We start from the raw sequence: 23,032 nt of genomic DNA, 5'->3' as shown, positions 1-23,032 counted from the left end.
TGCATGAGTCGTTCACGTTTCCTCGCTTAAGGTCCAATTTCATGTGGCCGGGCAGCCATGGTCGTCGGCAAGGGATGCTTCAGGGGTGTGGCGATGAAAGAAGCCAATGAGACTAACAAGGTCGTCAGCCTGAGCCAGCGGCAGGAGTCGGCCGAGCGCGTGGGCGACCTGCTTGGCGCCGTGCGCACGATCGCCGGCCGCCGCCTCCAGCTTCTCCTGGGCAACATGTTCGAGCACGTCGACGACGCCCTGTTCGACCTGGCCGAGAAGGCCGAGAACAACGCCGCCCAGATGCATTACTTCGACGGCATGCGCGAAGTGCGCAAGCGCCGCCCGATGGTCGAACGCAGCTTTCTGGCCCAGGTCAGCCGTGAATTGACCAGCATCACCACGCGCCCTGCTCCCGCGCCCTCGACCAGTCCCTCGCTCGCTCCCGTAGAGCTGTCGCTGGTGGCCGAAAACGAGCTGGAAGAATCGCTTGCCATCACCAGCATGACGGCCAAGAACGAGTCGCGCCTGGCGCGCGACCTGTTCGCAGTGAACCAGCGTTTGTCGGTCATCTGCGGCGGCATCAAGATCGAGGACGGCACCAACCCGGTGGCCCCCGCCGCCTTGGCGCAGGCGTTCCGCCAGGCCATGCGCGAGCTGGCCGCGGAGATGCGCGTCAAGCTCATCATCTACAAGCTGTTCGACCGCTACGTGCTTTCCGCGCTCGAAGAGCTGTATCAGGAAATCAACACCGAGCTGGTGCGCGCGGGCGTGTTGCCGCAGCTTCGCCACGAGGTATTGCGCGGCGATGGCCCGGCAGCCACGGCGGCCCCGGCGGCTGCGCGGGGCGTCGCCCCCGGCACCGACGGCGCCAGCGACACGGAAGCCGAGCTGGCCAGCGAACTGCTGCATACCGTGCGTGCCCTGTTCAGTGCACGCAGGGCTCAAGCCGCCGGTGGTGTGGCCGCTGTCGGCGGCATCGGGGCCGGCGCCCGGGGCGCGTCCCTCGCCATCCCCACGGCGAACGAACTGCTCGGCGCACTCAGCGTGCTGCAAAGCCAGCTCGCGGCCGGCCCCATGCCGACTGCGCAGTCGGTGGACCCGGCGGTGGTCGGCCGCGAGGTCGTCCAGCTGAAAGAGCAACTGCTGGGCCAGATCGGTGCCCTGCGGGGCGAACGCCCAGGCCAGGTCGCCGCGATCGATGAGGACACCATCGACCTGGTCGGGATGTTGTTCGAGTTCATCCTGGCCGACAACACCCTGCCGGCCGAGATGCAGGTGCTGCTGGCACGCTTGCAGATCCCCTATCTCAAGGCGGCGATCCTCGACCGCAAGCTGTTCGCCCACCGCCATCATCCGGCGCGTCGCCTGCTCGATGGCCTTGCCGAACTGGCCAAGGGCTGGTCGGAGGAGTCCGACCGCGACCACCGCGTGCACGACAAGATCAAGTCCATCGTTGAACGGCTGTTGCACGACTTCGACGACGACATGGGCCTGTTCGAGCGCCTGGGCGACGAACTGCAGGCATTCCAGGACCAGAGCCGCAAGCGTGCGGAACTGGCCGAGCAGCGCGTGGCCGAATCGGCACGTGGCCGCGAGAAGCTGGAACTGGCCCGCCGCCGCGCCGCCCGCGAGATCCTCGACCGCATCGGCGGCCAGACGTTGCCGCCACTGATCCACGGCGTGCTGGCCCGTGCATGGGCCAACCACCTGGTGCTGACCATCCTGCGCCAGGGCGACGATTCGCCGGCCTTTGCCGACGCGTTGCGCTTCGTCAACGAGTTCATCGCCAGCGCCCGTCCGGTACACACCACCGATGACCGCCGCGCCCTTCTGCGCATGCTGCCCGGTATCGAGCGGGCGTTGCGGCGCGGCCTGGCCAATGTGGCGTTCCAGGAAAGCGACATCGAGCGGTTGCTCGGCCAACTGCATGCCTACTATCGGCAGCAGTTGGGCGAGATGACGCCCGAGAGCACCGCCGAAGACGTGGCGTTGCCGATACCCGACAGCATCCAGCCGATACTGGACGCCGACACGGCCGAACCCGAGCCGACAGAAGACCAGCCGACGGCGGTTGCCCTGGACAACGGCGAGCTGATCGAGGTCGAGCAACTCAAGCCGGGCACGTGGCTGGAGTTCTGCCCCACTGGCGATGCGGTCACCCGCGCCAAGCTGTCGTGGATCAGCCCGATGAGCGGGCGCTACCTGTTCGTCAACCGGCGTGGCCTGAAGGTCGGCGACTATGCGCCGCAGGAGCTCGCCGCGGCGCTGGCCGCCGGCAGCGCACGCATCCTGCCGTCCGAACCCCTGTTCGATCGTGCGATGGGTGCCATCGTCGATCGCCTGAGCCAGGCGGCCGCGGCAGGCACTGACGACCTGGCCTGAACACGCCGGAGGTCCCCGGTTTCCCGGACCCGGCCGTCATGTTGCCGGAACAGGCTGGCGCTGCCTGGCCGGAGGCGTGTCTTCGACTCCTGTCAGCGGGCGAGCAATGGGTATGGCCTGTCGCGTTCGTCGGCCGAGCACCCCTGCATGCAGGCGCCTTGCGTGGGCGACGGTCCGGCGCATGGGGATGGCCAATGCTCGCCTCGGTTATCCTTGCTGGCTGGCCCGGTCGACTGAAAATCGTCTGCCCCGTCGTCACTCCCACCACCGAATGGATGCCGCATGCCTGACGTGCTCGCCCTCGATCCGCCCGATATCCGACTGATCGACGCGGATGTCGATCGTGCCTTTGCCGAAGACCTCGGCACCGGTGACGCCACTGCGGATCTGCTGCCCCCCGAGGCCAACGCCAGCGCTGCGCTGACCTGTCGCGAAGAGGCAGTGATGGCAGGGATTCCGTGGTTCGATGCCTGCTTCCGCAAGCTCGATCCAGACGTAGCGATCGATTGGAAGGTCCGCGACGGCGAGCGCGTGGCCGCGGGCAGCGTGATCTGCCATCTGCGCGGACGCGCACGCGCGCTGGTCAGCGCCGAACGCTCGGCGCTCAACTTCCTGCAGTTACTCTCGGGAACGGCCACCATCACGTCCGCCTACGTGGCGGCCGTCGCCGGCACCGCCGTACGCGTGCTTGATACGCGCAAGACCGTACCGGGCCTGCGGCTGGCGCAAAAGTATGCGGTGCGGTGCGGCGGTGGGCACAATCACCGGATCGGTCTGTTCGACGCCATTCTGGTGAAGGAAAACCACATCGCTGCCGCCGGCGGGATCGAGCCCGCAGTGGCCGAGGCGCGCCGCCTGCATCCCTCGCTGCTGCTGGAAGTCGAGGTCGAAACCCTGGACGAACTGCGGCGCGCCATCGACGCGGGCGTGGATCGCATCATGCTCGACAATTTCACACCGGCGATGATGAGCGAAGCGGTCGCCACCGCCTCGGGCCGTGTTCCTCTGGAGATCTCCGGCAACGTGGATCTGGACACCATCGGCAACTATGCACGCACTGGCGTGGACTTCATTTCAGTCGGCGCGCTGACCAAGCACGTGCGCGCGATCGATCTGTCGCTGCGCCTGCAACTGGATAGCTGAGGGCCCACGCCCGCGCATGCAGGGCACTGCTTGTGCGTGGGTATGTGGCAACCCGCGATCGCGCATGGGCGAGCGCCTGTCATGGGCCGTACCTTGCCCTTGGCCAGCGGCACCCACACACTCCACCCATGAGCCAAGTTTCCGACCTGATTGCCCTGACGACGCTTGCCGCCCTGACGGGCGCGTGGCTCAAGTTCACCCGCTCCCGCGAACGGGCGGTGGACGAAGCGCGCCGGCAATGTGCGCAACACGGCCTGCAGCTGCTTGATGAGACGGTAGGCCTGAGAAGCCTCCGCTGGCGCCGGGTCGACGGCCGGCGCCAGCTCGAACTCGGTTACGTATTCGAGGTAAGCGCGCATGGCGACGACCGCCTGGACGGGCGTCTGTGGATGCACGGCGAACGGCTTGCGGGGGTGAGCCTGCCCAAGGTGGAGATACCTTTGCCCGAGGCGGGATCACACTCCATGGCTCAGCCGGACAACGTCATCCCGCTCCGGGCGCGGCGACCGCGGATCGGGCAATAACGCGCCAACCTGTCCCCGACACGGCATGGACCCTGTAGCAGCTCACCTGCAGGAAACCCGTTCCCGCAAAGGAAAACAGCGGTGGCAGGTTTACTTCACTACGCGCAAATGGGGTGAACGCCGGGGCTTTTCCGTGCCTTCGCCCGACGGGCCGGAATCGTCCGGACCAGGTGCCGGCGGCGGTGGGTCGCCATCCTCGGTGGGGAACATCATGCCCTGCCCGTTTTCCTGCGCGTAAAGCGCGAGCACGGCCTGCACCGGGATGCGGATGGCCTGGCTGACACCGGAAAAGCGCGCCTGAAAACCGATGTAGTCGTTGCCAAGCTCCAGATTGGCCACCGCACGCATGGCGAGGTTCAGCACGACCTGGCCGTTCTTGACCACCTGCGGCGGCACACGCACGCCCTCGACGGTGGCATCCACCAGCACGTATGGCGTCAACTGGTTGTCGGTGATCCAGTCGTAGATCGCCCGCAAGAGGTACGGGCGGTTGGAGCTCATCGGTGGCGAGCGATCGGTCATTGGCCCATGCCGGTCATGGCCGCATGGCCCGTTCTTCGCTGGTCAGGCTGCGCGCGTAACCCTGGCTGTGGAAAAGGCGCTCGCCGTAGTCGACGATCGGCTTGCCCTCGCGACCCAGATCCACGCCCAGCCACGGCAGGCGCCAGACCACGGGGGCAACCAGGCAATCGACCAGGCTCATTTCGGGATTCAGGAAGAACTTGGCCGCCTTGAACAGGGGCAGCGAGGCGAGCAAATGCTCGCGCAGGCGCTTGCGCGCGGCGTCGGCGGGACGGCCACCGGCACGGATGGTGTCCACTTCGGGCAGCCAGTCGCGCTCGATGCGCACGGTCGCCAGGCGCAAGCGCGCACGCGACAGCGGATCGATCGGCATCAGCGGCGGATGCGGATAGCGCTCGTCCAGGTATTCGCAGACGACCGCGGTGTCATAGAGCGTGAGGTCGCGATCGACCAGGGTCGGCGTGCTGCCGTAGGGATTGAGGTCGAGCAGGTCTTCCGGTGGCTTGGCCGGATCGACCAGCACACGCTCGTAGCTGACGCCCTTGGCCGCAAGCACCAGACGCGCGCGATGGCACTGGATGTCGTCGGCGGTGGTATACAGGGTCAGTACGGTACGCGAACGAGCGCTTTGCACCATGCGCTTTTTCTCCCCTTGTATAAGCGATGCGGCGGCGCTTGAAGGCCGCCGCATCCGATGCTGGCAGGCGTCCGGCTTAGTGGACGTCCTTCCAGTATTCCTTCTTCAGTGCATAGGCCAGCAGGGTGAACAGCGCCAGGAACAGGATCACCCAGATGCCGTAGGCGTGGCGCTGCAGCGCGGCCGGCTCGGCGACGTAGGCCAGGAAGTTGGTCAGGTCGCGTGAGGCCTGCTTGTACTGCTCGGGCGTCATGCGGCCAGGCTGGGACAGCTCCAGCTTCTCCACCTCTTCGCTGCCGGGCTTCTTCACCGCGGTCTGCACGCCCTGCAGCTCCCACAGCGGGAACGGCATGGAGGCGTTCGGGAACACGGTGTTGTTCCAGCCTACCGGGCGGCTCGGGTCGACATAGAAACTGTTGAGGTAGCCGTACACCCAGTCCGCCGTCTTGGCGCGCACTTCCAGCGACAGGTCCGGCGGAGCCTTGCCGAACCACTGCTTGGCCTGATCTTCGGGCATGTGCGAGATCACCGGCTCGCCGAACTTGGCGCCGGTGAAATTGAGGTTTTCCATCACCTCTTTCTCGGTCAGGCCCAGGTCTTCGGCGATGCGCGAATAACGCTGGTACTGGAGCGAGTGGCAACCCACGCAGTAGTTGAAGAACAGGCGCGCGCCACGCTGCAGCGAAGCCTGGTCGCGCAGGTTCACGCCGGCGGACGGCAGCTCCGCGCCGCCCTCGGAGGCCAGGACCTGGGTGCTGCCCATCAGCAGGCCCAGGGCGAGCGTCATCGAAAGGAGAATGTGCTTCATCAGTAGCTGCCGCTTAGTCATGCGTGGTCACCCGTTCCGGAACCGGCTTGGTGGTTTCCCAGCCGAGGCGCGTGTACAGCCACAGGAACACGAAATAGCCGAAGTAGACCAGCGTCCAGAAGCGACCGAAAAGGTTCTCCCAGAAGGTCACGTCGACGTCGCCGAACCACTCCGGGATCACCTCGGCGGTGACGCCCGCGCCGACCGCGCCGAGCAGGATGAACGACAGCACGAACAGGCCAAGGCCGACCTTGTAACCGGTACCGCGGTAGCGGATCGACTTGACCTTGCCCACGTCGATCCACGGCAGCGCGAACAGCAGGGCAATCGCGCCGAACATCGCCAGCACGCCCCAGAAGGCCTGGCCGAGGAACGACGGGATCATGCGCAGGATCGCGTAGAACGGAGTGAAGTACCACACCGGCTTGATGTGCGCGGGCGTGGCCAGGTTGTTCGCCGGGATGAAGTTGTCGTGCTCCAGGAACCAGCCGCCCATGGTCGGCGCGAAGAAGATGATGAACGCGGCGATCAGCAGGAAGAAGCCGACGCCGACCAGGTCCTTGACCGTGTAGTACGGATGGAACGGGATGCCGTCGGCCGGCTTGAGCGCGTCCCAGCGGTTGCCCTTCGGACCCTTCTTGATCTCCACGCCATCGGGGTTGTTCGAACCCACTTCGTGCAGCGCGGCGATGTGCAGCACCACCAGCAACAACAGCACCAGCGGCAGCGCGATCACGTGCAGCGCGAAGAAGCGGTTGAGGGTGGCGTCGGCGGGCAGGTAGTCGCCCATGATCCATTCCACCAGCGTGCCGCCGATGACCGGGATCGTGCCGAACAGCGAAATGATCACCTTGGCGCCCCAGAACGACATGTTGCCCCACGGCAGCACGTAGCCCATGAAGGCCTCGGCCATCAGCACCAGGAAGATCAGCATGCCCAGCAACCACACCAGCTCGCGCGGCTTCTTGTACGAGCCGTACATCAGGCCGCGGAACATGTGCAGGAACACCACCACGAAGAACAGCGACGCGCCGGTGGAGTGCATGTAGCGGATCAGCCAGCCCCACTCCACGTCGCGCATGATGTACTCGACCGACGCGAAGGCTTCCGCCGCGCTGGTCTTGTAGTTCATGGTGAGGAAGATGCCGGTCACGATCTGGTTGACCAGCACCAGCAGCGCCAGCGAACCGAAGTAGTACCAGAGGTTGAAGTTCTTCGGCGCGTAGTACTCGGTCATGTGCTTGCGGTAGGCAGGCATCATGTTGGGCGCGCGCTCGTTGACCCAGTCGCCCATGCGGGTGAATACGTTAGCCATCAGCCGGCCTCCTTGGGATCGACGCCGATCTGGATGTGGGTGTCGTCCACGAAGTGGTACGGCGGCACCTGCAGGTTCTTCGGCGCGGGCACGCCGGCGAACACGCGACCCGACAGGTCGTAGCGCGATTTGTGGCAGGGGCAGAAGAAGCCACCCTTCCAGTTCGGATCGAACGGTTCGGGCTTGATCTGGGGGAAGAACTCCGGCACGCAGCCCAGGTGGGTGCAGATGCCGATCACGACCAGCCACTCGGGCTTGATCGCGCGGTCCGGGCCCTTGATGTAGCTCGGCTGCTGGTCGACCTCGGAGTTGGGATCGACCAGGCGCGGCGCCAGGGTCGGCAACACCGCGAGCTGGTCCTGGGTACGGCGGACCACGAACACGGGCAGGCCGCGCCACGCGTAGTCGACCTTCTGGCCCAGCTCGATCTTGCCGATGTCGGCCATGACCGGCGCACCGGCGGCCTTGGCGCGGGCGCTGGGCTCCCAGGACTTGATGAAGGGCACGGCCGCCGCGACGACTCCGACAGCACCGACCACGGAAGTGGTCGCTGTCAGGAAGCGGCGGCGGCCATGATCGACGACTTCGTTCGCCATCAGGCTCTCCGGTACATGCAATGCCATTGAGATGCGAGCCCCGTTTGGGAGCCTGCAAAAATCGCGTTAGTGTAGCGTCAGGGCCTGGCCCGTACAATAAATCGCACAAGGGGACGACCTCCCTGCGCGCCTCCCGAGTCCGGCCCACGCAAACCATTGAAGCCATGAAGAACGCCGCCGGCGCGCTCGCCTTTATCGCCCGCTTTGTCATCCTGGGACTGGCGCTCGCCTTCGTGGTCGGCCTGTTCTGGCCCGGCAGCGGGGACCGCCTGCGCACGCGTTTTGGCCTGGACCATGCCCCTCAGGCTGCCGCCACCACCGGGCATGCCACGCCCGCACAAGCGTCCGCCCCCGCGCTGGGTAGTGGCCCGGTGTCCTACGCAGACGCCGTGGCCAAAGCCGCGCCCTCCGTCGTCAACATCTACGCCAACAAGATGGTCACCGCCCGCGCCGTGCAGATGTACGACGACCCCGTACTGCAGCGGCTCTTCGGCGGCCTGCCGACCGGCCCGGCCTACAAGCGCCCGCAGCAGGTGCTCGGCTCGGGGGTGATCGTCAGCGACAAGGGTTACGTGCTGACCAACAATCACGTGATCGCCAACGCCGACGACATCCAGGTCTTGCTCTACGACGGCCGTATCGCCAAGGCCACGCTGGTCGGCGCGGACGAGGAAACCGACCTGGCCGTGCTGAAGATCGACGCCGGCAACCTGCCGGTGGTCAAGATCGCCGATGGTCACTCGCTGCGCGCCGGCGACGTGGTGCTCGCGATCGGCAACCCGCTGGGACTCAACCAGACGGTGACGATGGGCATCGTCAGCGCGGTCGGACGGCAACTCTCCAGCTCCAGCGCCGAGGACTTCATCCAGACCGACGCGGCGATCAACCTGGGCAACTCCGGCGGCGCGCTGGTCAATGCCGGAGGCGAACTGGTCGGCATCAATACGCTTTTGATCGGGCGGCAGGCGAACGCCGAGGGCATCGGCTTCGCAATCCCGGTGAGTAATGCCAAGAACGTGCTCGACCAGATCATCGCCACCGGCCACGTGGTGCGCGGATGGCTGGGCGCCGACTACGCCTTCGTGCCGGTGGCGGCCGACAGCGGCCTGCCCGCGGCTGCCCGCGGCGCGCAGGTGACCGACGTCTATCCCGGCGGACCCGCCGCGCAGGCAGGCATCCAGCCACACGACATCCTGCTGCGCATCGGCACCGACGACATCCTCGACCCGGCCGATCTGCGCCGCCACGAAGCCGCGCTCAAGCCCGGGGCCAAGGTGGGAGTCTCCGGATTGCGCAATGGCGTGCCTTTCCACACCGAGGTCACGTTGGCCCGCCGCCCGCCGCTGCAGACGCGCGCCACGCTGGACGGTTGATGACCCTGCAGGAGCGCACCCTGTGCGCGACCGCTATCGCCGACTTTGCTGGGCACTGCGCTCGACGGACATGGCGGTCGCGCACAGGGTGCGTTCCTACAGGGAACCCGCCCGGCCTCAGGGCGCGCCGCTGCCTCGCATCGCGGTCATCGAACCTCGCACGGCCGCGCCGTATCGCTTGCGCAGTTCGCCGACCCGCTTCACGTAGACCTGCGTCTCCGCATACGGCGGCACGCCGTTGTAACGCAGGACCGCACCGGGACCGGCGTTGTAGGCCGCCGCCGCCAATTGCTCATCCCCGTCGAAGGTCTTGAGCAATTGCGCCAGGTAGCGGGCGCCGCCGCGAATGTTCTGCGCCGCATCGAACGCATCGAGCACACCCATGTCGCTGGCCGTGCCGGGCATCAGCTGCATCAGGCCCTGCGCCCCCTTGAGCGAGAGCGCATTGGGATTGAACGCGCTCTCGGCATGGATCACCGCGCGCAGGAAAGCCTCGTTGACGCCCGATTCCGCGCTGGCCATCCGGATCGCGTCGGCATACGCGGTGAGGTTCAGGCGCACCCGGTTCCAGTCGATGGTCGAGTGCAGATTGCACGCCACGCAGGTGGCGATATAGGTGAACAGCGTGGTGACCGCGCGGCCCTTCCCCCCACGCGGCGCGAGGTTGGTGTATTCGACCGAGCCGTCGGGCCTTTCCACGCGGTAGACCGCGCCACGCAGTACCCGACTGGCCGCGGGCGCGGCGGGCGCCGCGTCAGCGACGTCCTCCCGATAGTTCCACTTGCCTGCATCGACGACCTTTGCAGTGGTGTCGACCGAGCCCTCGACACCAGCCAGCGACACCAGCCGGGCGGTGGTCTGCACCCAGCCGTGGACGCCCGCCAGAGAGGCTATCGGTTGCTTCGGCTTGTTCGCGGCCCTGTGGCGGGGCGCATCGGCGAATGACGCGACCTTGTGGCAGCCGCTGTAGCCGGCGGTGGTGCTGCTGTAGACCGTTTCCCCGCCCGCACCGGCGCATTGGTAAAGCGCGCCAGCGTGCGCCTTCGGCAGCCAGAACAGACCTGCCAGCAACGCACAGGCGAGCGCGACCCTGTAAAGGATCGACCGACCCGGGAAAGCAGCGGAAGCCACGCCGGCGCTCTCCCCTTGGCGTGCGGCGGCAAACATGCGCGGAGTGTGCCCCCATGCCAGGACGGACGCCAGCGTGACCATGCGGTTCCGTGCGGGACGGCACGCCGTTGCGGCGCGTCGCGGGCCAGCGGCCCGGCGCCAGCCATGCTCCCGCCAGGAGCGCGCCTTGCGCGCCACCGGGATGTCGGGTCCGCCGGCACCGGCAAGAATTCGCCGTAGCTCCCGCGCTGCGCGGGTAGCCGAATGTAACGTGGGACGGGTCGCGCGCCGCGCTTCCGACCGGCGCGCCGGCCCGACCGGGCATCGCGGTCGCGCACAGGGTGCGTTCCTACCGGTATCTAGCAGCGTGATCGGCGCTCGCGTAGCAAGCGAGGGGCGGCCGCAAGTGCTTGATCCGAAGCAAAAACTGGCACGCCACTGAGCACCCGCGTAAACTGCGCGGTTCGGCGCCCCTCCCTGCTGGCGCCTCAAGCAGACGGTACACCAGCCCATGAGCGGCAAACTTTTCATCAAGACCCACGGCTGCCAGATGAACGAGTACGACTCGGCCAAGATGGCCGATGTGCTCAAGGCTTCGCACGGCCTGGAACTGACCCAGGACGAGTCCGAGGCGGACGTCATCCTGATCAACACCTGCTCGATCCGCGAGAAGGCGCAGGAAAAAGTGTTCAGCCAGCTCGGTCGCTGGAAGGAGCACAAGCAGGGCGGCAAGCCGGTGCTGATCGGCGTCGGCGGCTGCGTGGCCTCGCAGGAAGGCGAGGCGATCATCAAGCGCGCGCCCTTCGTGGACCTGGTGTTCGGCCCGCAGACGCTGCATCGCCTGCCCGAGTTGATCGAGGCCAAGCGCGAGACCGGCAAGCCGCAGGTGGACATCTCCTTCCCCGAGATCGAAAAGTTCGACCGCCTGCCCGAGCCGCGCGCCGAAGGCCCGACCGCCTTCGTCTCGATCATGGAAGGCTGCTCCAAGTACTGCAGCTACTGCGTGGTGCCCTACACCCGCGGCACCGAGATCAGCCGCCCGTTCGACGACGTGCTGGTGGAAGTGGCGCAGCTGGCCGAACAAGGCGTGCGCGAAGTCACCCTGCTGGGCCAGAACGTCAACGCCTACCAGGGACCGATGCACGACGGCGGCATCGCGGACCTTGCCGTGCTGATCCATGCCATCGCGCAGATCGAATCGATCGGTCGCATCCGCTTCACCACCTCGCACCCGCTGGAGTTCTCCGACTCGCTGATCGAGGCCTACGCGAGCGTCCCGAAGCTCGCCAACTTCCTGCACCTGCCGGTGCAGGCCGGCTCCGACCGCATCCTGGCGGCGATGAAGCGCGGCTACACCACGCTCGAGTTCAAGCAGAAGATCCGCAAGCTGCGCGCGGTGCGGCCTGACATCTGCATCAGTTCGGACTTCATCGTCGGCTTCCCCGGCGAGACGGACGACGATTTCGACAAGACCATGAAGCTGATCGAGGACGTCGGCTTCGATCAGAGCTTCTCCTTCATCTTTTCAGCCCGTCCCGGCACCCCGGCGGCCAACCTCGCCGACGACACGCCGTCGGAGGTCAAGCATGCGCGCCTGTCGCGGCTGCAGGCGAAGATCAACGACAACGCGCGGCTCATCAATGAGGCGATGGTCGGCACGGTGCAGCGCGTACTGGTCGAAAAGCCCAGCCGCAAGAACCCGAACGAGCTGACCGGCCGCACCGAGAACATGCGTTTCGTGAACTTCCCCGGCAACGCGCGCCTGATCGGACAGTTCATCGACGTCCAGATCACCGAGGCCATGACCAACTCGCTGCGCGGGCGCGTGCACCTGGCCGAGGAAGTGGCGGTTGCCTGACGCAAGCCTCCTCTGCCGCCGGGAGAGGGGATGGGGAGACGGTCCGACCCTCGCGGCAAGCCTCGAGCGAAACGCTACGCCCGAACCCTCATCGCCTGTCGGCACCTTCTCCCGGAGGGAGAAGGCCCACCCTCCAACCTTTCGACAGACCCCATGACCAACGGCCTCAACGAACGCGACTTCGCCCTCGACCCGGAAGACAACGCCCGGCTGGCCAACCTGTGCGGCCCGTTCGACGAGCACCTGCGCCAGATCGAACTGCGCCTGGGCGTGGAAATCGACCACCGCGGCAACCTGTTCAAGGTCATCGGCGAAGAACCACCTGCCCGCGCCGCCGAAAAGGTGCTGCGCGCGCTCTACGCCGCCACCGAGAAAGAAACCCTCACCGGCGCGCAGATCAACCTGCAGCTGGCCGAATCGGGCATCGACGCGATGGTCGACGAAGCGGCCGAGGGCGCCCAGGACGTGACGATCAAGGTCAAGCGCGGGGTGATCAAGGGCCGCGGGCCGAGCCAGGCGCGCTACCTGCACGCCATCGCCACCCACGACATCAACTTCGGCGTCGGCCCGGCCGGTACCGGCAAGACCTACCTGGCGGTCGCCAGCGCAGTGGAAGCGCTCGAAGCCAACCGCGTGCAGCGCCTGTTGCTGGTGCGCCCGGCGGTGGAGGCCGGCGAGAAGCTCGGCTTCCTGCCGGGCGACCTCAGCCAGAAGGTCGATCCCTACCTGCGCCCGCTCTACGACGCGCTCTACGAGATGCTCGGCTTCGAAAAGGTCGCCAAGCTGATGGAGCGCAACGTGATAGAGATCGCGCCGCTGGCCTACATGCGCGGTCGTACCCTCAACGATTCCTACGTGATCCTGGACGAGGCGCAGAACACCACCGTCGAGCAGATGAAGATGTTCCTCACGCGCATCGGCTTCGGCTCGGTCGCGGTGATCACTGGCGACGTCAGCCAGATCGACCTGCCTCGCCACGTCCGCTCGGGCCTGCGCCACGCGATCGAAGTACTGCGCGGCGTCGACGGCATCAGCTTCACCTTCTTCACCTCGCGCGACGTGGTGCGCCACCCCTTGGTGGCCAAGATCGTGCGGGCGTACGAGGCGTTCGAGCAGGCGAGCGAGGAACAGGCGGCCGGGAAAAAGGGCGGCGCGGCGTGACCGCCATGGCCAGGCGCCCCCGTCCGGCGGCCGCTGCCCTGCCCGCTCCCCAGCTCTCCGTGAGCTATGCCGTTCCCCGCGCCGGCGTGCCCTCGCCAGCCAGCTTCCGCCAGTGGGTGGCGGCGGCGCTTCAAGGCGCCAGGCGACGCAAGCCGGCGGAGGTCGCCATCCGTATCGTCGACACCGACGAAGGCCAGGCGCTCAACCGAGACTACCGCGGCAAGGACTACGCGACCAACGTGCTTTCCTTCCCCGCCGAACTGCCGCCCGGCGTTGACCTGCCCTTGATCGGCGATCTCGCCATCTGCGCGCCGGTGGTCGCCCGCGAGGCGGCGGAACAGGGCAAGAAGCCGCGCGACCATTGGGCACACCTGACCGTCCACGGCACGCTGCACCTGCTTGGCTACGACCATGTCGAGGACGCCGAAGCCGAGGCCATGGAGGCGCTGGAGACGCGCATCCTGGCCGGATTGGGCATTGCCGATCCGTACGCGCCGCAGTAATCAGCGTATCGGTAGGCACAGGCGCCCTTGTCCCTTGTGGGAGCGCACCCTGTGCGCGACCGCCGCATCCGAACATGCATCGGGGTCGCGCACGGGGTGCGCTCCTACAGACAGCGCGCGACGCCAGACGAACCAGCCAGCGCCACCCGCCCGCTTGTGCCCTGAATCCCCACGTTTTTTCCGCTAGACTCCGGCTTTCCGCCCCTTCACGGGCCGCTCTTCCCTGAGTTGATGAACGACGACCCTGGCAGTACCAACGGCCCAGCCCCCCACCGCTCCTGGTGGGATCGCCTGGGCCATCTGTTTTCCGGCGAACCGCGCAACCGCGACGAACTGATCGAGGAACTGCGCGCTGCCCAGGCCAACGGCCTGCTCTCCAACGACACCCTCACCATGGTCGAGGGTGCGCTCAAGGTCACCGAACTGAGCGTGGATGACGTCATGGTCCCGCGCGCGCAGATCGTGATGATCCCCGCCGACGCCTCCCTGCATGACGTGCTGGCCAAAGTGGTCGAGTCCGGCCACTCGCGCTTCCCCGTACACGGCGAGGACAAGGACGAGATCATCGGCATCCTGCTCGCCAAGGACCTGCTCAAGTATTTCGGCGACGGCGAGGGCTTCGACCTCGCGATGCTGCTGCGCCCGGCGGTGCTGATCCCCGAGTCGATGCGACTGAACGTGCTGCTGGCCGAGTTTCGCCGCTCGCGCAACCACATGGCGCTGGTGGTGGATGAATACGGCGGTGTCGCGGGCCTGATCACCATTGAGGACGTGCTCGAACAGATCGTCGGCGAGATCGACGACGAACATGACGACGAGGACGAGCCGAGCCTGATGCACGAACTGCCCGGCGGTGGCGGCTGGATGGTCAGCGCGCTGACGCCGATCGCCGACTTCAACGAGGGGACCGGCGCGAGTTTTTCCGACGAGGAATTCGACACCGTCGGCGGCATGGCGACCGCGGAATTTGGCCATCTGCCCGAAGTGGGCGAGGAAGTGGTGTTCGGTGGCTATCTCTTCATCGTCACCGAGGCCGACGACCGGCGCGTGCAGCAGTTCCGCGTGAACCGGCAGCCGGCCGATGCCTGAGGCGGGCATCCCTGCATCCGGGTCGCGCCCAAGGGCGCTCCGACCAGAGCCGACCCACCCTTGCAGGAGCGCCCTTGGGGGCGCCCGCCACCTGCCGGCAAGCCGAATCGCCCGGCACGCGGGCTACGTCTTGCTGCTCCTGCTCCTGTTCACGTTCACACTGCGCCCGGCCCACGCCGGCGTCGCCAACGCCCCCGGCGCCAATCTCGAGGTCTCGCTGATCACCTACGGTCCCGGCGACACCTACTGGGAACGTTTCGGCCACGACGCGATCGAGCTGCGCGATACGGTCAGCGGGGAGGCCTACAACTTCAACTACGGCGTGTTCGACTTCGACGAGAGCGGATTCCTGCTGAACTTCGCGCGCGGTCGCATGCACTACCTGATGGATGCCGCGCCCACCACGCTGGACGAGAACTGGTACATCCAGGCGGGCCGCTCGGTCACTCGCCAGCAACTGGACCTCACGCCGGAACAGGCGTCCGCACTGCGCGATTTCCTGCTCTGGAACCTGCGCCCGGAAAACGCGCGCTACGACTACGACTACTACGTCGACAACTGCACCACCCGCGTGCGCGACGCGCTGGACCGTGCGCTCGGCGGCGTGCTCAAGACCCAGCTGATCGCCCGTCCCGGCGGCATGACCTACCGCCAGCAGACCGCCCGCCTGATGAGCGCGCAACCGTGGCTGATGCTGCTGCTCGACCTCGGCCTTGGACCGTACGCCGACCAGCCGCTCAACGCGTGGGAGGAAAGCTTCCTGCCGTCCGTGCTTTCGCAGCAGCTGGCCAGCGTGCAGCTCGCCGGTCCGCAGGGTGCGGGCCCGCTGGTTACCGCCACCGCATTGATCTCGCCCAACCGCCTGGACACGCCGCCGGCGACCGCACCCGACCTGCGGCTTCCGCTCGCCCTGGCCGGCCTGGCGCTGGCCATCGTGCTGCTGCTCGCGCGCCGATTCAGTCCCACCGGCTTCAGCCTGCTCGGCACGCTCTACCTGCTGTTCGCGGGCGTGGCAGGCATCGGGCTGCTGTTCCTGTGGCTCCTGACCACGCATCATGCGGCCTGGGCCAACGTCAACCTGCTGCTTTTCAACCCGCTCGCGCTGGTTCTGCTTCCATCGACGTGGCGCGCCAGGCATGGCCTGCCCGCTTCCCGGCTGGCCGATGCCGTCCTCATGCTGCAGCTGTTCGCCCTGCTGGCCGCCGTGCTGCTGCACCTGCTCCCCGGCACCGTCCAGCAGAACCAGCCCTGGCTACTGTTCTCGATGCCGGCATGGCTGGCGATGGCATGGGCACTTCGCGCAAAACGCCGCTTGTAGGAGCGCACCTGTGCGCGACCACCATCCGCACGCCGCGAGAGCTGCTCGCGCACGGACGTGATCCACAAGCCCAGCCCGCGCAATTGCCTCATGCCCGACCACCGCGCATGATGCGGCGATGACCTCGTCCAGCTCGCCCGCACCCGCGTCGCTCCCGGCCTACAACGGCATGGTGGTCAACTGCATCGCCTACCACGGCGATGGCACCCGCCTCGGCGACGTCACGCTCGACGCCATCAGCGACGTACTGCAGGAACCCGGCACGTTCGTCTGGGTCGGCCTGCACGAACCGGATGCTCCGTTGCTGCTCAAACTGCAGGAGGAGTTCGACCTGCACGACCTGGCGGTCGAGGACGCGCACAAGGCGCACCAGCGCACCAAGCTGGAGGCCTATGGCGACTCCCTGTTCCTGGTGGTGCAGACGGCGCAGGTGGTCGATGGCGACCTGGCCTTCGGCGAAACGCAGATCTTCTTCGGCGAACGCTACCTGGTGACGGTCCGCCACGGCGCATCGCTCTCCTACGCGCCGGCACGCCGCAGCTGCGAACAAGCGCGCGAGCTGATGCAGAACGGTCCGAGCTACGGCCTCTATGGCGTGCTGGACTTCATCGTGGACAACATGCTGCCCATCGTGCGCGACTTCCGCGAGGAGCTGCACCGGCTCGAGGCGGACATCTTCGCCGAGACGTTCAAGCGCAGCACGGTTCGCCGCCTGTACGACATGCAGCGCGACCTGACCACGCTGCGCCTGGCCGTCGCCCCCCTGCAGGACATCACCAACCAGCTCGTGCGCATGCACCCTCAGCTGATTCCGGACGACCTGCGCCCCTACTTCCGCGACGTCTACGACCACGTGGCCCGCGTCAACGAGTCGATCAGCGCGATGCGCGAGATGCTGGCCGCGGCGATCAACGTGAACCTGTCGCTGGTCACCTTCGGCCAGAACGAAGTGATGAAGCGCCTCGCCGGCTACGCTGCGCTGCTGGCCGCGCCGACCCTGATCACCAGCTGGTACGGCATGAACTTCAGCCATATGCCCGAGCTGGACAAACCGTGGGCGTACCCGCTGGTGATCGTGGTGGTGGCGGGTGTGGTGGGCGGGATCTATACCTGGCTCAAGCGCGTCAAGTGGCTGTAAGCCCTTTCCTCACACCCCGCGCCACACGATCAGTAAAGTCAGACGCTTGCCACACCCCCTCCCCTGCAAAGCAGGGGAGGGCTGGGGAGGGGTGCTCTTGAACTAGTGCCCGTGGAGATGGCGCAGCACTTCTTCCAACACAGCATCGACGCGGAGAAGCACGTCATCGTTCCAGAAACGCACGACCCGATATCCTTCGGCCTCAATCATTCGCGTCCGATTGCCATCATAGGCAGACGCATCAAGATGCTGTCCGCCATCCAGTTCGATGACCAGAGCGCCGGGAACGCAGACGAAATCAGCGATGAATCCCGCGATCGGATATTGGCGGCGGAACTTCCAGCCGGCTAGTCGCTCGCGGCGCAGGTAACGCCATAAATGGCGCTCGGCGTCGGTGGGTGCGTTTCGCAACCAGCGCGCCCGTTTCCATTTGGTTTCCATGACCCGACATCCGTGTCCCTGGAGAGGCAAAGGCTACCCCCTCCCAACCTCCCCCTGCATGCAGGGGGAGGAGCAAAAGCACGCCGGCTCCAACCTTGCGCTTGCTACAGAAATGCCTGTCAGCCCGAGCCCCTCCTGCCTGCACGGAAGGGCTGGTACGGTCAATCCTTCGACGTCCACCGCTTCAACCACGCATTCACCGTCTCATGCCACATCACGCTGTTCTGTGGTTTGAGCACCCAGTGGTTCTCCTCCGGGAAGGTGAGGAACTCGCTCGGGATGCCCTGGCGCTGCAGCGCGGTAAAGGCGCCCAGGCCCTGGGTGATCGGGATGCGGAAATCGTTGCCGCTGTGCACCACCAGCATCGGCACGCGCCAGTCCTTGACGTGGTTGATGGGGTTGAAGCGCTCGTAGTTCTCGGGATGGTCGAACTGCGTGCCGCCGTTCTCCTTCTCCTCGAACCACAACTCCTCGGTGGCGTAATACATCATCCGCGCATCGAACACGCCGTCGTGGTCGACGAAGCACTTCCATGGCTGGTTCCACACGCCCGCCATCCAGTAGACCATGTAGCCACCGTAGCTGGCCCCCAGCGCGCAGGCGTTGTCGCCGTCGAGGAAGCTGTACTTGTCCAGCGCAGCCTTCCAGCCGGCCTTGAGGTCCTCCAGCGGCTTGCCACCCCAGTCGCCGGAGATCGAGTCGGTGAACGCCTGGCCGTAGCCGGTGGAGCCGTGGAAGTTCACGGTCACCACCGCGAAGCCCTGACCGGCGTAGGTCTGCGGGTTCCAGCGGTAGCTCCAGCCATTGGACATCGCGCCCTGCGGACCACCGTGGATGATGAAGGCCACCGGATACTTCTGCCCGCGCTTGTAGCCCACCGGCTTGACCACGTAGCCCTGCACGGTTTCGTTGTTCCAGCCCTTAAAGGTGAAGAACTCGAAGTCGCCGGTCCTAGCGTTCTTCAGCCGCTCGGCGTTGTAGTGCGTCACCTGCTTGAGGCCGCGGCCACTGGCGTCGGTCAGGTAGAGGTCGACCGGGTGCTTGAGGTCATCGCGTGCCAGCAGCAGCTTGCCGTTCTGGAGCGAATAGCCACCCACCGTGCCCTCGCCCACCAGCTTGGTGACCTTGCCGCTGGCCGCATCGACGGCGAACAGTGGGTGCTGCCCCTCGTCGTCTGCCGTGGCGTAGAGCGTCTTGCCATCATCGGCGATGGTCAGCGCACCGGCCGAACGGTCCCACTGCGGATCAACCTCGCGCGTGGCGCCGCTCTGCAGGTCCATGGCCATGATCGCAAAGCGGTCGGCCTCGAAACCCGGCTCCTTCATGGCCAGGTAATAGAGCGTCCTGCCGTCCGGCGAAGGCACGGGATAGGCGTCCCACGCCTTGTTCGCCTCGGTCAGGTTCTGCGGCGCGGACGAGCCGTCGGCGGGCACACGGTAGAGGTCGAAGTTGGTCGACCACGGCTCGCTCGTGCCGGCGATGCGCACGTCGAAATAGACCGTGCGGCCATCCAGCGAGAAGGCGAACTCGCTCTCGTCGCCAAAGGGCTTGCTCGGGATGTCGCCGTCGATACCGCGGCTGAGCAGGGTCGGCTCGGCCGGCAACATGCCCTGGCCGTCGAAGTGGGCGATGAACAGCTGGTTGCGGCGCCCGTTGGCCCAGGCGTCCCAGTGGCGCACGAACAGTTTGTCGTAGACAGTGCCGGTGGCCTTGTTCTTCTCGCGACCGTCGATGCGCTCCTTGGTGCAGGCCAGGTCCGCGCAGTCGGTGTAGACCTCGTAGGAAAGCAGCACGCTCTTGCCATCGGGTGCAAGCTTGTAGCCACCCAGGTCCAGCGCGCCGTGACTGACCTGGACCGCGGCCTTGTGCCCGGCCAGGTCCAGCTTGTCGCCCGTACCCAGGTCCACCCGCCACAGCTGCGAAATGCCGTCGGCCGCTGCCACGTAGTAGAGGCTGTGCCCGTCGGCCGCCCAGCGTGCCGAGCTGCCCTTGTCCACCACCTTGACCGGCTCGCCGCCCTTCTTCAGATCCAGCACATAGATCGCGTTGATGCCCTTGTTGGCGGCGTAGTCCGTGCTGCGCACGCCGAAGGCGGCATAGCGGCCGTCGGGCGAGAGCTGCGGGTCACTCACGCGATCCATCATCACCAGGTCGCGCACATTGAACGGGTGCGGGGCGTGGGTTTCCAGGTCGACGGCCAGCGCCGGTGTGGCGAGCAGGCCCAGTGCAAGCGCGGCGAACAGCGGCTTCATGGAGTTTCCCTTGGTTGAAGGCGAAGCCCGCAACTTAAGCGGGCGCGCATGCAGACGCAACCGACGCGTGCCTTCGCCAGTACCATTCACGCGCCCCGGCTCACCAAAGGCCCGCGAAGCACCATGTCCCAACCCGACACACGCGCACGCCACTGGATGTGGTCCGCCCTGCTTGTGCTGATAACCGCGCTCTCGCTGGGCGTGCGCCTGCACTACGTCATACACGCCCAGGTGCTTCAGCCGGTAGACGATCAACAACACGTGCGGGGCGACGGCGTCGAGTACTACGCCTACGCACGCAACCTCGCCCGTTACCACGTGTTCTCAATGGCGCCGGAAACCGGCACGCCCCCTCCTCCGGACAGCTTCAGGGATCCAGGCTATCCGTCGTTTCTCGCCGCGTGGATGAAAGCCTGGCCCGACTGGACCCACTGGTATGCCGCCGTACTTTTGAGCCAGGCGATATTGAGCGCGTTGGCCGTGCCGTTGGGCATGCTCATGGCGCGGCGCTGGATGCCGCTGCCGTGGCTGGCCGCCGCGGGCTTCCTGATGGCGCTGTGGCCTCACAGCATTGCCAGCAACAGTTTCATCCTCAGCGAATCATGGGTCGGATTTCTCACCGTTGCCGGTCTTGCATGGACCGGTTGGGCGCTGGACAAGGGACGCACGGCTCACGCCATCGGTGGAACCGTCGTCCTGGCCATGGCCGCGCTCAGCAACGCGGTGCTGATCCCCCTGGTTCCCTTGGCGGTGTTCTGGCTGCTCGCCTGCCGCCGGATCAACCGACGCACGGCGTTGGCGCTGCTCATCTTCCCAGTGGTGTTCTGTACTGCCTGGCAGATACGGGGCGCGCTGTTGCCACCTTCGCCCTCGTCGAGCGGACGGGCGCTGATCAACCTCGACCAAGGGTCTTGGCCCAATTACCACGCCGCCTACCGGGGTGCCTCCCGGCATGATCCCGAAGCGGCCGAGGCGCTTGCGGCGATCGAGCGGGAAACCACGCTGCTGCGGCGCGAACCGCTACAGGGCTTGCAAGCGATCCTTCGCCGCCTGTCCGCAGAGCCGATTCACTACGCGGCCTGGTATGCGAGCAAGCCCATGCTCTTCTGGGGATGGGATATCCAGATGGGACAGGGGGACGTCTATGTCTACCCCACACGCCACTCGCCATTCAGGGAAAACAGTGCACTCCGTGCTGTGGCCGCAATCTGCAAGGCCCTGAATCCGCTCCTGTTCGGTGCACTGGTCGTTGCCTGGATTGCCATCGCCATCCGCCGGCGACAGGCGCCGCCGTCGCTGCAATTTGCCAGCGTGCTCACGATCTACGTGACCTTCGTATACACGGTGCTGCAGGCGGAGCCCCGCTATTCGACTCCCTTTCGGCCGCTGGAAATCCTGCTGGCGCTCTGGGCCATCTGGCTAGCCTGGGGAATGGCGTCGCGCCATTGGGGGCAAGCGGACGCGACCGTACGTGACACCTATCACAACTCGCCCACGACCGACCGCCGCACCGACCCGATTGGTATAAAACCTGCCTCGCCCGGATGACCAACAGGGGACTTCCATGCGAACGATTCGACGTACCGGCGGCTTTACGCTGATCGAGTTGATGATCGTGATTGCGATCATCGCCATCCTGGCTGCCATCGCGATACCTGCCTATCAGGACTACACCATCCGCGCCCAGGTGACCGAGGGGCTGAGCCTATCCACGGGACCCAAGTCTGCGGTCTGGGATTTCATCTCCAACACAGGCCGGTTTCCGCGCAGCAACGCCTCGGCCGGACTGTCGAAGGCGACATCGATTACAGGGAGCTACGTATCGAGCGTCGACGTGACCGACGGCAAGATTGACGTTGCCTACCAGGGTCCCAAGGCCAACATCCAGATCCACAGTGCCGCGCTTGTCCTGTCACCGATCACCCATGGCGGCAGCATTGCGTGGACCTGCAGCGGGCCGGGGACCACTCTGCCCGGCAAATACCTTCCGTCGTCGTGTCGCCATTGACGGCCAGAGACGCACCTTTGACAAACTTTGGCACTAGGTGCCGCTTTTAGGCAGGCCTGCCAGATGCCAGCCCCGTCACGATTCTTCAACCGGGCGCTACAGCAAACACACGGGTTGTAGACATTCGTGACGACGTGCACAATCGCCCGGCCTGCAGCTATGCGGCAATAAAGAAGCAGTGGGCGTGGCACGCAAACTGCTTCGTACACCGCGAGCTTCCTGGTCGTTCCTGACCGCGTACGTGGGGTCCGATTCCGCCTAGGGGGATCCGGGACCGGGGCTCAGGGGGCATCAAAACGGTTAGCTAACCAGCAATAACGAGGAACCATCATGAAGAAGAGCATCCAGAAGGGCTTCACCCTCATCGAACTGATGATCGTGATCGCCATCATCGCCATCCTGGCGGCCATCGCGATCCCGGCCTACCAGGACTACGTGATCCGCACGCAGGTGTCCGAAGGCATGTCGCTGGCCGATGGTGCCAAGACCGCCGTGGCCGAGTTCTACACCAACACGGGCGAACTCCCGAAGTCGAATGCTTCCGCTGGCCTTTCCAAGAGTGAAAGTATTCATGGCCAGTATGTGAGCGAAATCCAGGTTGGCACTGTCGATGGCGCCGCCGCCAATGGCCAGATCGTTGCTGTGTATGAGGGCGACAAAGCCAACAGCGCGATCAAGAACGCTGCCTCGACGTTGACCCTGTCCCCGATCACCCACGCCGGCTCGGTCGAGTGGCACTGCAAGGGCGACGGCACCTACGTCAAGGACAAGTACCTGCCGGCCTCCTGCCGCCAGTAATTTCCTGATACGTGCGTTGATCAAGAAGGGCCGCGATGCGGCCCTTCTTTTTTGGTAACGGGAAC

General features: G+C 66.0%; 21 protein-coding genes. 13 read left to right on the top strand and 8 right to left on the bottom strand.

The window, feature by feature from the left end:
* The first annotated feature begins 93 nt into the window (after positions 1–93).
* From J7I44_RS10350 to J7I44_RS10340, 3 genes are all read left to right on the top strand, one after another.
* Positions 94–2,373 carry a DUF1631 domain-containing protein gene (locus J7I44_RS10350; protein ID WP_209620020.1) on the top strand — a complete coding sequence of 760 codons (2,280 nt, stop codon included), beginning with the start codon at positions 94–96 and terminating at the stop codon, positions 2,371–2,373.
* Positions 2,374–2,655: 282 nt separating this feature from the next.
* Complete coding sequence (nadC, locus tag J7I44_RS10345; protein ID WP_245188093.1) at positions 2,656–3,516, top strand: carboxylating nicotinate-nucleotide diphosphorylase; 861 nt, start codon at positions 2,656–2,658, stop codon at positions 3,514–3,516.
* 128 nt (positions 3,517–3,644) lie between these two features.
* On the top strand, positions 3,645–4,040 hold the full coding sequence (locus J7I44_RS10340) for a DUF3301 domain-containing protein (protein WP_209620016.1): 396 nt from the start codon (positions 3,645–3,647) through the stop codon (positions 4,038–4,040).
* 90 nt (positions 4,041–4,130) lie between these two features.
* Here J7I44_RS10340 and J7I44_RS10335 read toward each other — a convergent pair whose 3' ends face one another.
* The 5 genes from J7I44_RS10335 to petA form a co-directional block, all read right to left on the bottom strand.
* Positions 4,131–4,562: a ClpXP protease specificity-enhancing factor gene (locus J7I44_RS10335; RefSeq protein WP_209620012.1), complete on the bottom strand. Its 432-nt coding sequence runs from the start codon at positions 4,560–4,562 to the stop codon at positions 4,131–4,133.
* Positions 4,563–4,575: 13 nt separating this feature from the next.
* Positions 4,576–5,199 (bottom strand): glutathione S-transferase N-terminal domain-containing protein, encoded by a 624-nt coding sequence (locus J7I44_RS10330; protein ID WP_209620009.1) that lies wholly within the window; start codon positions 5,197–5,199, stop codon positions 4,576–4,578.
* Between the two features lie 76 nt (positions 5,200–5,275).
* Entirely contained in the window at positions 5,276–6,007 is a 732-nt protein-coding gene (locus J7I44_RS10325) for a cytochrome c1 (RefSeq protein WP_209620006.1), read from the bottom strand.
* A gap of 13 nt (positions 6,008–6,020) precedes the next feature.
* Positions 6,021–7,322 carry a cytochrome b gene (locus J7I44_RS10320; protein ID WP_245188092.1) on the bottom strand — a complete coding sequence of 434 codons (1,302 nt, stop codon included), beginning with the start codon at positions 7,320–7,322 and terminating at the stop codon, positions 6,021–6,023.
* On the bottom strand, positions 7,322–7,918 hold the full coding sequence (gene petA / locus J7I44_RS10315; RefSeq protein ID WP_209620003.1) for a ubiquinol-cytochrome c reductase iron-sulfur subunit: 597 nt from the start codon (positions 7,916–7,918) through the stop codon (positions 7,322–7,324). The genes J7I44_RS10320 and petA overlap by 1 nt, the downstream gene beginning before the upstream one ends.
* A gap of 164 nt (positions 7,919–8,082) precedes the next feature.
* Between petA and J7I44_RS10310 the strand changes: the two genes are divergently transcribed.
* The gene (locus J7I44_RS10310) at positions 8,083–9,291 is read left to right on the top strand and encodes a S1C family serine protease (protein WP_209620000.1); all 1,209 of its coding nucleotides are present in this window, start codon (positions 8,083–8,085) and stop codon (positions 9,289–9,291) included.
* Between the two features lie 117 nt (positions 9,292–9,408).
* On the opposite strand, the gene J7I44_RS16860 is transcribed toward J7I44_RS10310, so the two are convergent.
* A complete protein-coding gene (locus tag J7I44_RS16860) occupies positions 9,409–10,503 on the bottom strand; it encodes a lytic transglycosylase domain-containing protein (protein ID WP_245188091.1) in 1,095 nt (364 codons plus the stop codon).
* Between the two features lie 409 nt (positions 10,504–10,912).
* Here J7I44_RS16860 and miaB point away from each other — a divergent pair, with 409 nt between their 5' ends.
* The 6 genes from miaB (at position 10,913) to J7I44_RS10275 (ending at position 17,468) form a co-directional block, all read left to right on the top strand.
* Entirely contained in the window at positions 10,913–12,259 is a 1,347-nt protein-coding gene (miaB, locus tag J7I44_RS10300; RefSeq protein ID WP_209619997.1) for a tRNA (N6-isopentenyl adenosine(37)-C2)-methylthiotransferase MiaB, read from the top strand.
* A 153-nt stretch (positions 12,260–12,412) separates the two neighbouring features.
* The gene (locus J7I44_RS10295) at positions 12,413–13,420 is read left to right on the top strand and encodes a PhoH family protein (protein WP_209619993.1); all 1,008 of its coding nucleotides are present in this window, start codon (positions 12,413–12,415) and stop codon (positions 13,418–13,420) included.
* A gap of 5 nt (positions 13,421–13,425) precedes the next feature.
* Complete coding sequence (gene ybeY / locus J7I44_RS10290; protein ID WP_209619990.1) at positions 13,426–13,923, top strand: rRNA maturation RNase YbeY; 498 nt, start codon at positions 13,426–13,428, stop codon at positions 13,921–13,923.
* Between the two features lie 231 nt (positions 13,924–14,154).
* Entirely contained in the window at positions 14,155–15,012 is an 858-nt protein-coding gene (locus J7I44_RS10285) for a CorC family transporter (RefSeq protein ID WP_209619970.1), read from the top strand.
* A 130-nt stretch (positions 15,013–15,142) separates the two neighbouring features.
* The gene (locus tag J7I44_RS10280; RefSeq protein WP_209619954.1) at positions 15,143–16,330 is read left to right on the top strand and encodes a lipoprotein N-acyltransferase Lnb domain-containing protein; all 1,188 of its coding nucleotides are present in this window, start codon (positions 15,143–15,145) and stop codon (positions 16,328–16,330) included.
* A gap of 118 nt (positions 16,331–16,448) precedes the next feature.
* Positions 16,449–17,468: a magnesium and cobalt transport protein CorA gene (locus J7I44_RS10275; RefSeq protein ID WP_209619950.1), complete on the top strand. Its 1,020-nt coding sequence runs from the start codon at positions 16,449–16,451 to the stop codon at positions 17,466–17,468.
* Between the two features lie 102 nt (positions 17,469–17,570).
* On the opposite strand, the gene J7I44_RS10270 is transcribed toward J7I44_RS10275, so the two are convergent.
* On the bottom strand, positions 17,571–17,909 hold the full coding sequence (locus J7I44_RS10270) for an endonuclease domain-containing protein (protein WP_209619948.1): 339 nt from the start codon (positions 17,907–17,909) through the stop codon (positions 17,571–17,573).
* 161 nt (positions 17,910–18,070) lie between these two features.
* Entirely contained in the window at positions 18,071–20,161 is a 2,091-nt protein-coding gene (locus J7I44_RS10265) for a S9 family peptidase (protein WP_209619945.1), read from the bottom strand.
* A gap of 123 nt (positions 20,162–20,284) precedes the next feature.
* Between J7I44_RS10265 and J7I44_RS10260 the strand changes: the two genes are divergently transcribed.
* The 3 genes from J7I44_RS10260 to J7I44_RS10250 all read left to right on the top strand — a co-directional run bounded on the left by J7I44_RS10260 (position 20,285) and on the right by J7I44_RS10250 (position 22,967).
* Positions 20,285–21,709 carry a hypothetical protein gene (locus tag J7I44_RS10260; RefSeq protein WP_209619942.1) on the top strand — a complete coding sequence of 475 codons (1,425 nt, stop codon included), beginning with the start codon at positions 20,285–20,287 and terminating at the stop codon, positions 21,707–21,709.
* A 16-nt stretch (positions 21,710–21,725) separates the two neighbouring features.
* On the top strand, positions 21,726–22,169 hold the full coding sequence (locus tag J7I44_RS10255; RefSeq protein ID WP_245188090.1) for a pilin: 444 nt from the start codon (positions 21,726–21,728) through the stop codon (positions 22,167–22,169).
* A 330-nt stretch (positions 22,170–22,499) separates the two neighbouring features.
* Entirely contained in the window at positions 22,500–22,967 is a 468-nt protein-coding gene (locus tag J7I44_RS10250) for a pilin (protein WP_209619938.1), read from the top strand.
* Positions 22,968–23,032 lie beyond the last annotated feature (65 nt).

Origin of the sequence: Frateuria flava, assembly GCF_017837635.1 — a bacterium.
GTDB classification, from domain to species: Bacteria; Pseudomonadota; Gammaproteobacteria; order Xanthomonadales; family Rhodanobacteraceae; genus Frateuria_A; species Frateuria_A flava.
Note: the sequence above shows the minus strand (reverse complement) of the source record. Positions and strands in the feature narration are given on the sequence as shown.

Excerpts from the sequence above, each read along its gene's own strand:
- J7I44_RS10350 (WP_209620020.1), top strand. The coding sequence starts at position 94 with ATGAAAGAAGCCAATGAGACTAACAAGGTCGTCAGCCTGAGCCAGCGG.
- nadC (WP_245188093.1), top strand. The coding sequence starts at position 2,656 with ATGCCTGACGTGCTCGCCCTCGATCCGCCCGATATCCGACTGATCGAC.
- J7I44_RS10340 (WP_209620016.1), top strand. The coding sequence starts at position 3,645 with ATGAGCCAAGTTTCCGACCTGATTGCCCTGACGACGCTTGCCGCCCTG.
- J7I44_RS10335 (WP_209620012.1), bottom strand. The coding sequence starts at position 4,562 with ATGACCGATCGCTCGCCACCGATGAGCTCCAACCGCCCGTACCTCTTG.
- J7I44_RS10330 (WP_209620009.1), bottom strand. The coding sequence starts at position 5,199 with ATGGTGCAAAGCGCTCGTTCGCGTACCGTACTGACCCTGTATACCACC.
- J7I44_RS10325 (WP_209620006.1), bottom strand. The coding sequence starts at position 6,007 with ATGAAGCACATTCTCCTTTCGATGACGCTCGCCCTGGGCCTGCTGATG.
- J7I44_RS10320 (WP_245188092.1), bottom strand. The coding sequence starts at position 7,322 with ATGGCTAACGTATTCACCCGCATGGGCGACTGGGTCAACGAGCGCGCG.
- petA (WP_209620003.1), bottom strand. The coding sequence starts at position 7,918 with ATGGCGAACGAAGTCGTCGATCATGGCCGCCGCCGCTTCCTGACAGCG.
- J7I44_RS10310 (WP_209620000.1), top strand. The coding sequence starts at position 8,083 with ATGAAGAACGCCGCCGGCGCGCTCGCCTTTATCGCCCGCTTTGTCATC.
- J7I44_RS16860 (WP_245188091.1), bottom strand. The coding sequence starts at position 10,503 with ATGGTCACGCTGGCGTCCGTCCTGGCATGGGGGCACACTCCGCGCATG.
- miaB (WP_209619997.1), top strand. The coding sequence starts at position 10,913 with ATGAGCGGCAAACTTTTCATCAAGACCCACGGCTGCCAGATGAACGAG.
- J7I44_RS10295 (WP_209619993.1), top strand. The coding sequence starts at position 12,413 with ATGACCAACGGCCTCAACGAACGCGACTTCGCCCTCGACCCGGAAGAC.
- ybeY (WP_209619990.1), top strand. The coding sequence starts at position 13,426 with ATGGCCAGGCGCCCCCGTCCGGCGGCCGCTGCCCTGCCCGCTCCCCAG.
- J7I44_RS10285 (WP_209619970.1), top strand. The coding sequence starts at position 14,155 with ATGAACGACGACCCTGGCAGTACCAACGGCCCAGCCCCCCACCGCTCC.
- J7I44_RS10275 (WP_209619950.1), top strand. The coding sequence starts at position 16,449 with ATGACCTCGTCCAGCTCGCCCGCACCCGCGTCGCTCCCGGCCTACAAC.
- J7I44_RS10270 (WP_209619948.1), bottom strand. The coding sequence starts at position 17,909 with ATGGAAACCAAATGGAAACGGGCGCGCTGGTTGCGAAACGCACCCACC.
- J7I44_RS10265 (WP_209619945.1), bottom strand. The coding sequence starts at position 20,161 with ATGAAGCCGCTGTTCGCCGCGCTTGCACTGGGCCTGCTCGCCACACCG.
- J7I44_RS10260 (WP_209619942.1), top strand. The coding sequence starts at position 20,285 with ATGTCCCAACCCGACACACGCGCACGCCACTGGATGTGGTCCGCCCTG.
- J7I44_RS10255 (WP_245188090.1), top strand. The coding sequence starts at position 21,726 with ATGCGAACGATTCGACGTACCGGCGGCTTTACGCTGATCGAGTTGATG.
- J7I44_RS10250 (WP_209619938.1), top strand. The coding sequence starts at position 22,500 with ATGAAGAAGAGCATCCAGAAGGGCTTCACCCTCATCGAACTGATGATC.